This is a genomic window from Kitasatospora sp. NPDC058965, from assembly GCF_042741245.1.
In the GTDB taxonomy this organism is placed as follows: Bacteria; Actinomycetota; Actinomycetes; order Streptomycetales; family Streptomycetaceae; genus Kitasatospora.
In genome coordinates this window covers 1-9892 of the sequence record NZ_JBHYKG010000309.1, presented here as the reverse complement: position 1 = coordinate 9892, position 9892 = coordinate 1, and the positions used below count along the sequence as shown (strand labels likewise).

Below are 9892 nucleotides of genomic sequence, written 5' to 3'. Positions count from 1 at the left end.
GCCCGCTTTCCGTTCCCGCCCGCGTTCCGTTCCCGCCCGCGTTCGCCCACGCCCGCGTTCCGTTCCCGCCCGCCCGGCGCCCCCGCCCGCCCGGCGCTCCCGGCTACTCCGACGCGCCGTAGCGCACCAGGTACCCGGCCAGCCGCGCCATGTCCTCGTCGGTCCAGTCCTCGAACCGCTCGGTGAAGGCCAACCGGCGCATCTCGTGGGCCTCCCGCAGCAGCGCGAGCCCGGACCCGGTCGGGCGCAGGATCTGGCCCCGGTGGTCCTCCGGGTCCACCTCGCGGCTCACGTAGCCGAGTTGCTCCAGGGCGCGGACCTGCCGGCTGACCGTCGACTTGTCGAGCATGAAGTAGGCGGCCAGGTCCGCGGCCCGGCAGCCGCCCCGCTCGGTCAGCAGGTCGAGCATGCTGTACATCACCAGCGACAGGTCCGGGTGCATCTGCGAGGCCTTGTGCCGGGCCCGCCGTGCGAACGCGGTCAGCTCGCGCTGGATGGTCTCGATCGACTCGTCCCGCCCGGACACCGACTCTCCTTGCCTCGGCCCAACTGGTTGCCGACTACAACATACCTGGCAGGAGGCCCCGACACGGCTCCGGCAACCGCCCGACGGACCGTCATCCGCGTTCTAAGGTGGCCTCACCACCGGCCGGACGAAGAGGCGGTACCGACCATGCAGCTGGGCATCTCGCTCGCGCCGCCCCGCTGGCCGGCCGCCGGCGGCGCGATGGCGTTGCAGACGGCCCTGCGCGCCGAGCAGCTCGGCCTGCACTGGGTGACCATGTCCGACCACGTGCTGCCCACCACCGGCTCCGGGCTGGAGCCGCTCACCCTGCTCGCCGCGGTGGCCGGCGCGACCTCCCGGATCCGGCTGGCCAGCAGTGTGCTGGTACTCCCCTACCGCCACCCGTTGCTGGTGGCCGGACAGGCGGCCACCCTCGACGTGCTCTCCGGCGGCCGCTTCGCGCTCGGCGTCGGCACCGGCGGGGACGAGCGCGAGTTCGCCGCCCTGGGCCTGGACGTGCACGACCGCGGTCGCCGCACCGACGCCTACCTGGCCGCGCTGCGCGAGCTCTGGTCCGACGACGCCCCGGAGCCGCCGGCCGCCCGGCCGCGCACCCCGGGCGGCCCGCCGGTCTGGGTCGGCGGCCGGAGCGAGGCCGCGCTGCGCCGGGCCCTGCGGTTCGGCACCGGCTGGCACGGCAGCGGGGTGGACGAGCAGGACGTCCGCACCGTCCGCGAGCGGCTCGCGACGCTGGGCGAGGAGCTCGACCGGGATCCGGCCGAGCTCACCCTGTCCGCCGTCTGCACACTGGTCCCGCCCGGCTACCGGCCCGCCGTGCCGCTCCCGCTCCGGCCGCTGGCCGAGCCGGGGGCCGGCACCGCGCAACTGGTCGACGCACTGGGCCGGCTCGGCGCCGCCGGCCTGTCGATGGTCTCGCTCTGGCTGCCGCTGGACCCGCACCAGCTGCTGGACGCACTGGGGTGGGTGCACACCGACCTGCTGGGCGGGCTGACCGGCTGAGCCGGCCGCCGATCCCGACCCGCCGCGCGGTGAGACGCCCAGGCAGCTGCTTCAACAGTTTGTTTAGGATCTCCGGAGTCCTGCCACCCCGGAGTCCGCCCATGCCACCCGTGCCACCCGTGCCGCCCGTCTCGCCCGTGCTGCCCAGCACCACGCCCCGCCCGCAGCCGCTGCACGTGCTGCGGGCCACCGCCTTCGCGATCGGCGCGCTCGTGCTGCTGGTCGGGGTCGGGCTGCTGCTGCACGAGCCGCTGCTGATCCCGCCGTTGGCCGCCAGCGCCGCCCTGGTGCACGGCGCGCCGACGCTGCCCCTCTCGCAGCCGCGCAACCTGGTCGGCGGCCACCTGCTGGCCGCGGTGATCGGCTTCGCCACCCTGGCGGTGACCGGCCGGTCCGGCTGGGGCGCGGCGGTGGCGGCGGGGCTGGCCCTGGGGGCGATGATGCTCACCCACCTGTCGCACTCGCCGGCCGCCGCCACCTCGGTCATCGTGGTCCTGCAGGCGCCGCACCCACTGCCGTTCCTGCCGCTGCTCGCCCTCGCCACCGCACTGCTGGTGGCCATCGGGCTGCTGCCGGGCCGGATCGCGGCGCACCCGGTGCGGTACCCGACCTCCTGGTGACGCGCCGTCATTCCAGCAGGCGCTGCTCCTTCGCCACGGCCACCGCGCCGGCCCGGGTGTCCACGCCGAGCTTGGCGTAGATCCGGCCCAGGTGCGTCTTGACCGTGGCCTCGCTCAGGAAGAGCGCCTTGGCGATGTCCCGGTTGGACACCCCCTTGGCCAACTGCGCCAGGATCTCCCGCTCACGCGGCGTCAGCCCCGGCCGCGGGCTGCGCATCCGGGCCATCACCCGGTGCGCCACCGGTGCGGAGAGCGCGGTGCGCCCGGCGGCCGCGCTGCGGATCGCGGTGAACAGCTCCTCCGGGCGCTCCGCCTTCAGCAGGTAGCCGGTGGCGCCCGCCTCGATCGCGCGGGTGATGTCGGCATCGGTGTCGTAGGTGGTCAGCACCAGCACGTGCACCGCGCCGGCACCCTCGGCGGTGATCCGGCGGGTGGCCTCGATCCCGTCGATGCCCTCGCCGAGCTGAAGGTCCATCAGCACCACGTCCGGCCGCAGCCTGGCCGCCAGCGCGACCGCCTCGGCCCCGCTGCCGGCCTCGCCCACCACCTCGATGCCGTCGGCGCTGCCGAGCAGCGCGAGCAACCCGGCCCGCACCACGGCGTGGTCGTCGCAGAGCACAAGGCGCACGCTGCCGGGCACCGGTTCGGGCGTCATGACGCGGGGACCTCCTCGATCGCGGCGGCGTGCAGCGGCACGGCGGCGGAGAGCACCGTTCCGTCCCCGGGCGCCGACTCGATGGTGAGGGTGCCGCCGAGCTGGCGCACCCGGGCCCGGATCGCGGGCAGCCCGTGGCCGCGCACCCCGCCGCCCCCGGTGCCCGCGGCGCCCGCGGCGCGCTCGACGGCGGCCGGGTCGAAGCCGCGGCCGTCGTCCGCGACGTCCAGCCGGACCTGGTCGTCCAGGTAGGTCAGGGTCAGCGCGGCCCGGGCCGCGCCCGCGTGCTCGCGCACGTTGGCCAGCGCGCCCTGGGCCACCCGCAGCAGGCCGGACTGCACCCGGTCCGGCAGCGGCGCGACGCCGGACGCGCCCTCGACGTGGCACTCCACCGCGAGCTGCTCGCCGGACTCGCGCGCGGCGAGCGTGCGCAGCGCGGCCTCCAGGCTGCCGCCGTCGGCCAGGTCGGCCGGGGCCAGGTCATGGACGAACCGCCGGGCCTCGGCCAGGCTCCGCTCGCCGATCGCGGTGGCGGTGCGCACGTGGTCCCGGGCCCGGGTCGGGTCCGCCGTCCAGAGCCGGTCGGCCGCCTGCAGCAGCATGTGCTGGCTGGACAGGCTCTGCGCGAGCGTGTCGTGGATCTCCATCGCCAACCGCTGGCGCTCGGCCAGGGTGCCCTCGCGCCGCTCGGTGGCGGCCAGCTCGCGCCGGGTGCGGACCAGGTCGCGGATCAGCGCGGCCTGCCGGGCCGACTGGTTGTCGAGCTGGGTGAAGACCGCGGTGGCCAACAGCGCCACGGCCGGCGGGCCGACCACCAGGTCCAGGTCGAAGCGGTTCGCCAGCCGCAGCTGGGCCACGATCACCAGCACCGTGAGCAGCCCCAGCAGCAGCCGGGCGGGCACCGGCGGCAGGGTGCGCAGCGTGGCGTAGAACAGCGGCACCGCGCACCAGGAGAAGCTCGGCGCCAGCGAGACCAGCACCGCCCAGGTGGCCACCAGCGCGCCGAGCCAGAGCAACTGCGGCAGCGGCGGGCGGCCGGGCCCGGGCGCGAACTGTCCGGCGGGCCCGGTTCCCGCGCCGCGCTGCCCGCGGACCGCGCCGACCACGTAGAGCACCGCCAGCGCCGCGGCCAGCGCGAGCACGGCGGGCGCCTGCGACTCGCCCGAGTGCCGCTGGACGAAGCGGGCCAGCGCCGAGCCGAGCAACAGGAAGAAGGACAGGTGGATCACGTACGCGAGCAGGCGGGCGTCGCGCGCGGCGGCGGGCGGCGGCATCGGAGGGGTCCTCTCCGCATCGCGCCGGGAACGGCGCTGAACTGGGCAAACACCTTCATTCTCACCCTGTGCGGCGGACTCCGGGGTCAACCGATCGGATGACCCCGGGGTCGGCCGTCGGGCGCGCCGGAGCCAGCCGGTACGCCGACCGTACGGCAGCCGCGCCGGGGCGAGGGTGGAGGCACGGCGCAGGAGCCACCGGCTTCCCGGCACCGCACCGGACCGCACCTCACCGAACCGAACCGAACCGGCCCGAAGCACACCGGCCCGAACCGAAGCAATCCGAAGCAAAGGAAGTAGCCCCGCCATGCCGAAGACGTTCTCCACCCGCGCCAAGGTCGTCACCGCCACCGCCGCCGTCGCCGTGATCGGCACCGGGGTGGTCGGCGCGGTGTCCGCCTCCGCCGAGTCGCCGTCGGCCGCCGCCGCGCCGGCCACCGCGGTGCAGGCGGCGCTGAAGGACAAGTCGACCGTCACCACCGACCACCTGTCCGTCGACGCCGCCACCCGCGCCGCCCAGGCCGCGCTGGACGCGGCGCAGAAGGGCAACCAGCACGTGAGCGTCGCGGTGGTGGACCGCAACGGCACCACCCTCGTCACCCTGCGCGGCGACGGTGCCGGCCCGCAGTCCTACGAGTCGGCGGTGGCCAAGGCGTACACCGCGGTCTCCTGGAACGCGCCCACCTCGGAGCTGGCCAAGCGCCTGACCGCCAACCCCGAGCTGAAGGACATCCCGCACACCCTGTTCCTGGCCGGCGGCACCCCGGTGGACCACGACAACGCCCCGATCGCCGCGATCGGCGTGGCGGGCGCCCCGTCGGGCGACCTGGACGAGCAGTTCGCCCGGGCCGGCCTGGCCGCGATCAGCAACGGCCGCTGACCCGTCGACGGACGGTGGGCCGGCCCGCCCGGCCCGTACGCCCGTCCACCCGTCCGCCCAGCCGCCGCGAGGCCGGCCCGCCCGAGGAGCCACGATGACCGCACGCCCCGTCACCTCCGCCCTGGCCGGCCTCGCGGCAGTGGTCGCGCTGCTGACGGGCTGTCAGCCCGCGGCCGCCCCGGAAGCGGCGCCCGCCCCGACCCCGTCCACCGCCGCGCCCGCCCCCTCCTCCCCCGCCCCGACCCCGGCCACCCTGCTGCTGACCGACTTCGGTGCCGACACCGTCACCTTCGTGGACCCGAGCCGGCCCGCCCCGGCGGCCGACCTGGGCTCGGTCCGGGTGGGCACCGCCCCCTACGGCGTGGCGGTCGGCCCGGACGGCACCGCCTGGGTGGCCACCGCCGAGGGCGTGGCCGTGGTGGACACCCGCGCCCGGGTCCGCACCGCGCTGATCCCGTACACCACCCCCACCGGCCCGGTCACCACCGGCGAGTACCGCGGCGGCGGCCTGGGCATCGCGCTGGCGCCGGACGGGCGGCGGGTCTACGTCGGTGTCAACGTCCCCGGTCGCAACGGCGCCCTGGAGGTGATCGACACCGCGACGCGGGCGGTCGTCGCCACCGCGCCGGTCGGCCGCCGCCCGTTCGACGTGGACCTCTCCCCGGACGGCCGGCAGGTCTACGTGACCGGCCACGACTCGTTCGACGTCACCGTGGTCGACACCACCGACCTGCGCACTCGGCGGATCGAGGTCGCGCCCTACGGCACGGCGGGCGGGCTCGGCTCCTGGCGAAAACCCCACTACACCGTGGTCCGACCCGCCGACGGCGCGCTGCTGCTCCCGTTCGAGGGCGAGCGGCTGGCGGTGGTGGACCCGGCGAGCGGCCGGGTGCGGATCGAACCGATGACGGCCGACACCCACCAGCACGGTGCCGCCCTGGGGCCCGACGGCACCCTCTTCGTGGTCGGCACCGGCCCGGTCGACCCGGACCGGCAGCGCGGGCCCTCGCTCACCGTCCGCGCGCCCGACGGCTCCGAGCGGCTGGTCCCGCTCTCCGGCCCGCACGAGACCGTCACCCCCTCCCCCGACGGCGCCACGGCCTACGTCGCCGGCGGCTACACCCGCGACGGCGGGTGGGACGGTCTCAGCGTCGTGGACGTCCGCACCGCCGCCGTGACCCGCCTGCCGGTCGGCCACCGACCGCTGGCCGTCGCCGTCCTCCCGGCGACTCGCTGACCGGGCGTCAGGCCCCGGGGTGGACCCGGTGAGCCGCCCCGCCGCGCTCCTGGACGGGTCCGCACTGCGCTAGGGTGCAGTCGCCGCAGCGGCGGGCCAACGGGGGCGGCCGCACACAGGGGGAGTTGTGGTGGACCGCCTTGCTGCCTCGGACCCGCGCACCGTGGGTCCGTACACCCTGCTCGGGCGACTGGGCGCCGGCGGGATGGGAGCCGTGTACCTCGGCCGGTCCCGGGGCGGCCGGACCGTCGCCGTCAAGGTGATCCGGCCGGAGCTCGCGGGCGACACCGAGTTCGCGCACCGGTTCCGGCGCGAGATAGCCGTGGCCCGGACCGTCTCGGGGGCCTTCACCGCTCCGGTGGTCGACGCCGACCCGGACGCCGCGAGCCCGTGGCTGGCGACCGCCTTCGTCCCGGGGGTGCCGCTCGACCGGGCGGTCCGGGAGCACGGACCGCTGCCGGCGGCGCCGCTGGTCGCCCTGACCGCCGGGCTGGCCGAGGCCCTGACCGGCATCCACCGGGCCGGCCTGGTGCACCGCGACCTGAAGCCGTCCAACGTGCTGCTCGCGCTCGACGGACCGCACGTGATCGACTTCGGCATCTCCCGCGCCGTCGAGGGGACGTCCTTCACCACGACGGGAGTGGTGCTGGGCAGTGCCGGCTACCTGTCGCCGGAGCAGGCGCTGGGCGGGGAGATCTCCGCCGCGAGCGACGTCTTCTCGCTCGGTGCGACGGTGGCCTTCGCCGCCTCGGGCGCTGCCCCGTTCGGGGGCGGGTCGGTCCCGGCCGTGCTGCTCCGGGTGGTCAACGACCCGCCCGCGCTCACCGGCGTGCCCGAGCCGCTGCGGGAGCTGCTGACGGCCTGTCTGGCGAAGGACCCGGCACGGCGGCCGACGCCGCGTCAGGTGGTGGACGCGATCGAACGCTCCGCTCCGCCGGCCCTGCCGGGCAGTTGGCTGCCCGCGGCGCTGACGGACGCGATCACGGCGGTGCGGGCGAGGACGGTCGACCCGGCGACCGAGCCGGCGGCCGAGCCGGTGCCCACCCTCGCGGACGGGCCCACCGAGCCCGGCGCGCCGCCGGACGCCGCGCTCGCGGACGCCACGCTCGCGCTGCGCCCCGAGCACCCCACCGTCCCGGCCGACCCCGCCTCCACTGCCGACCCCACCAGTCCCGCCGCTCCCGCCGCTCCCGCCGCTCACACCGCTCACACCGCTCACACCGCTCACGCCCCGAGCACCGGCCCCGGCCGACGGGCCGTCGTCTCCGCGCTGGTCGGCGGCGCGGTCGTGCTCACCGGCGCCGGCCTGCTGCTGAGCCGTCTGGGCAGCGGCACGGTCACCAACGGCTCCGGTGCACCGGCCGCCGACGCCTCCGGCCCGCGCCCGATCAGCGCCCCCACGGCCGCGCCCGTCTGGACCGCCCCGCTCACCGAGGTGATCCGCCAGGTCGCCGTCGCCGACAACGCGGTGCTGACGCTCGGCACCAGCACCGTCCGCGCGCTGGACGGCTCCGGGCAGCCCGCCTGGGGACCGGTGGGCATCTTCGCGACCGACCCGGGCTCGGGCGACATCGGCGCCGTCGACGCCGGCGTGCTCTACACGGCCGGCTGGGACTCCCCCACCCCGGGCAACCTGGTGGTCACCGCGATCGACACCGCCTCCGGCGCCGTCCGCTGGTCCCTGCCGAGGATGAGCCACCACATGGTGAACTACGCGGCCGGGGTGCTCGACGGGGTGCTCTACCTGTACGGCTCCGGCGACGGCACCGGCAGCGTGGCCGGCTACGTGCTGGCCGTGGACGTGCGCAGCCGCCAGGTCCGCTGGGAGGCGCACCCGGCCGGGGCCACCGGCCGGCTCCTGGTGCCGCGCGCCGGGGCCCCGCTGCTCTTCGCGGACACCTCGCACGGCACCGTCCAGGCGCTCGACCCGGCGAAGGCCGGTGCCGCCGGCTGGCAGCAGCCCTGGCCGTCGACGACCGCCGCGAACACCGTCGGGTTCGCCGCCCCGGCCTTCGTTCTCGCCGCCGGCCGCGTCGTCACCGGCCTCGACCAGGCCACCGGGCAGCAGCTGTGGACCTTCCCGGGCAACGAGCACAGCTACGGCGGGTTCGGCGGCGTGGCGGCGGACGCCTCCTCCGGCGTCGTCTTCGTGGCCGAGCCGCTGCCGGAGGTCGCGCTGCTGCACGCGCTGGACGCCCGGACCGGCGCGGTGCGCTGGCAGGTCACGGTGCCGGGCGCGGGGGCCGACGGGAACATCCGGCTCCAGTGCGCGGACGGCGCGGTCTACCTGCTGTCGAAGTCGGTGCTGTGGGCGGTGGACGCGGTGAGCGGCGCGGCCCGGTGGCGCTACCGGGTCGCCGGTGCGGCCGGCGGCCCGCAGCCCGCCTGGGCGGCGGGGAACGGGCACGTCTACCTCGCGGACAACAACGGGGCCGCCGGGAAACTCGTCGCGCTGGGCGCGACCCGCGGCTGACACCTCGCAGGACGGACCCGGACCAGGACTCCCGGGTCACCACTCCACCGGTCCACGTTCGGAAAAGGACAACCATGCGGCACCTCGATCCCACCGACCCGCGGCGCATCGGCCCGTACACCCTGTTGGGGCGTCTGGGCGCCGGCGGCATGGGCACGGTGTACCTGGGCCGCTCGGCCGGCGGGCGCACCGTCGCGGTCAAGGTGATCCGCCCCGAACTCGCCGACGACGAGCGGTTCCGGGCCAGGTTCCGCGGCGAGGTCGCCGCCGCGCGCACGGTGTCCGGCGCGTTCACCGCTCCGGTGGTCGACGCGGATCCGGACGGCCCGCAGCCCTGGATGGCCACGGCCTTCGTGCCCGGCCTGTCGCTGCACCGGGCCGTCGACGCCCACGGGCCGCTGCCGGAGGCGGCGCTCGGCACGCTCGCGGCCGGGATCGCCGAGGCCCTGGTGGGCATCCACGCGGCGGGCCTGGTCCACCGTGACCTCAAGCCCGCCAACGTGCTGCTGGCCGCCGACGGTCCGCACGTCATCGACTTCGGCATCTCGCGCGCGGCCGACGGCACGGCGCTGACGGCCACCGGCGTGGTCGTCGGCTCGCCGGGCTTCCTCGCTCCGGAGCAGGCGCTCGACGAGGCGGTGACGCCGGCCACCGACGTGTTCGCGCTGGGCGCCACGCTGGTGTACGCGGCCGGCGGGCGGGGGGCCTTCGGGGAGGGGCCGGCGCACGCGCTGCTGTTCCGCGTCGTCAACTCGGCGCCGGACCTGAGCGCGGTGCCGGCGGCGCTGCGCGAGGTGGTGGCCGGGTGCCTGGAGAAGCGGCCCGAGCAGCGCCCGACGCCGCGTCAGGTGATCGCCGCGATCGAGCAGACGGCTCCGGCGGCCACCTCGGGCAGTTGGCTGCCGGCCCCGCTGATGGCCGACGTCCTGGCGGCGGCGCAGCTCGTGACGGGCGCGCCCACGCCCCCGGCGCCGCCCGCGCCGACACCCACGCCCCAGGCGGCCCCCGCGCCGACACCCCCGGCCGCGCCGACCCCGCCGACCGGAACGACACCGGCCGGCACGGCGCCGACCGCCGACGACGGGTCCGACCGCACCGTGCTGCTCGGGCGCGCCACCGACAGCACCGGCCCGGGCCCGACCGGCCCGAGCCGGCGCCGGCTGCTGCTCGGCCTGGCCGGCGGCGCGGTCGCGGTGGCCGGCGGCGCGGTGGCCGCGGTCCTGGAGCC

The 9892-nt window shown here is 77.0% G+C and carries 9 protein-coding genes; 6 read left to right on the top strand and 3 right to left on the bottom strand.

Annotated elements, in window-relative coordinates; all coding sequences use genetic code 11:
- Positions 1-103: 103 nt before the first annotated feature.
- Positions 104-526, bottom strand: a complete 423-nt coding sequence (locus ACFW1A_RS33585; RefSeq protein WP_380415770.1) for a MarR family winged helix-turn-helix transcriptional regulator — start codon at positions 524-526, stop codon at positions 104-106.
- 147 nt (positions 527-673) lie between these two features.
- Between ACFW1A_RS33585 and ACFW1A_RS33580 the strand changes: the two genes are divergently transcribed.
- Positions 674-1525: an LLM class flavin-dependent oxidoreductase gene (locus tag ACFW1A_RS33580; RefSeq protein WP_380415768.1), complete on the top strand. Its 852-nt coding sequence runs from the start codon at positions 674-676 to the stop codon at positions 1523-1525.
- 101 nt (positions 1526-1626) lie between these two features.
- The gene (locus tag ACFW1A_RS33575; protein ID WP_380415766.1) at positions 1627-2145 is read left to right on the top strand and encodes an HPP family protein; all 519 of its coding nucleotides are present in this window, start codon (positions 1627-1629) and stop codon (positions 2143-2145) included.
- 7 nt (positions 2146-2152) lie between these two features.
- Here ACFW1A_RS33575 and ACFW1A_RS33570 read toward each other — a convergent pair whose 3' ends face one another.
- Positions 2153-2800 carry a response regulator gene (locus ACFW1A_RS33570; RefSeq protein ID WP_380415764.1) on the bottom strand — a complete coding sequence of 216 codons (648 nt, stop codon included), beginning with the start codon at positions 2798-2800 and terminating at the stop codon, positions 2153-2155.
- Positions 2797-4074 carry a sensor histidine kinase gene (locus tag ACFW1A_RS33565; protein WP_380415762.1) on the bottom strand — a complete coding sequence of 426 codons (1278 nt, stop codon included), beginning with the start codon at positions 4072-4074 and terminating at the stop codon, positions 2797-2799. The genes ACFW1A_RS33570 and ACFW1A_RS33565 overlap by 4 nt, the downstream gene beginning before the upstream one ends.
- Positions 4075-4381: 307 nt before the next feature.
- Between ACFW1A_RS33565 and ACFW1A_RS33560 the strand changes: the two genes are divergently transcribed.
- The 4 genes from ACFW1A_RS33560 to ACFW1A_RS33545 form a co-directional block, all read left to right on the top strand.
- Entirely contained in the window at positions 4382-4954 is a 573-nt protein-coding gene (locus ACFW1A_RS33560) for a heme-binding protein (RefSeq protein WP_380415760.1), read from the top strand.
- Between the two features lie 94 nt (positions 4955-5048).
- Positions 5049-6191, top strand: coding sequence for a YncE family protein (locus tag ACFW1A_RS33555; RefSeq protein WP_380415758.1), 1143 nt, complete (start codon positions 5049-5051; stop codon positions 6189-6191).
- Positions 6192-6321: 130 nt separating this feature from the next.
- Positions 6322-8664, top strand: a complete 2343-nt coding sequence (locus ACFW1A_RS33550) for a protein kinase (RefSeq protein ID WP_380415756.1) — start codon at positions 6322-6324, stop codon at positions 8662-8664.
- Positions 8665-8738: 74 nt separating this feature from the next.
- Positions 8739-9892, top strand: a 1154-nt coding sequence (locus ACFW1A_RS33545) for a serine/threonine-protein kinase (RefSeq protein WP_380415754.1), incomplete at its 3' end; no start/stop codon positions are given.

What these genes read in the sequence shown, in the direction of transcription:
- ACFW1A_RS33575 (WP_380415766.1), top strand. Translation starts at nt 1,627, where the DNA reads ATGCCACCCGTGCCACCCGTGCCGCCCGTCTCGCCCGTGCTGCCCAGC.
- ACFW1A_RS33565 (WP_380415762.1), bottom strand. Translation starts at nt 4,074, where the DNA reads ATGCCGCCGCCCGCCGCCGCGCGCGACGCCCGCCTGCTCGCGTACGTG.
- ACFW1A_RS33580 (WP_380415768.1), top strand. Translation starts at nt 674, where the DNA reads ATGCAGCTGGGCATCTCGCTCGCGCCGCCCCGCTGGCCGGCCGCCGGC.
- ACFW1A_RS33570 (WP_380415764.1), bottom strand. Translation starts at nt 2,800, where the DNA reads ATGACGCCCGAACCGGTGCCCGGCAGCGTGCGCCTTGTGCTCTGCGAC.
- ACFW1A_RS33555 (WP_380415758.1), top strand. Translation starts at nt 5,049, where the DNA reads ATGACCGCACGCCCCGTCACCTCCGCCCTGGCCGGCCTCGCGGCAGTG.
- ACFW1A_RS33560 (WP_380415760.1), top strand. Translation starts at nt 4,382, where the DNA reads ATGCCGAAGACGTTCTCCACCCGCGCCAAGGTCGTCACCGCCACCGCC.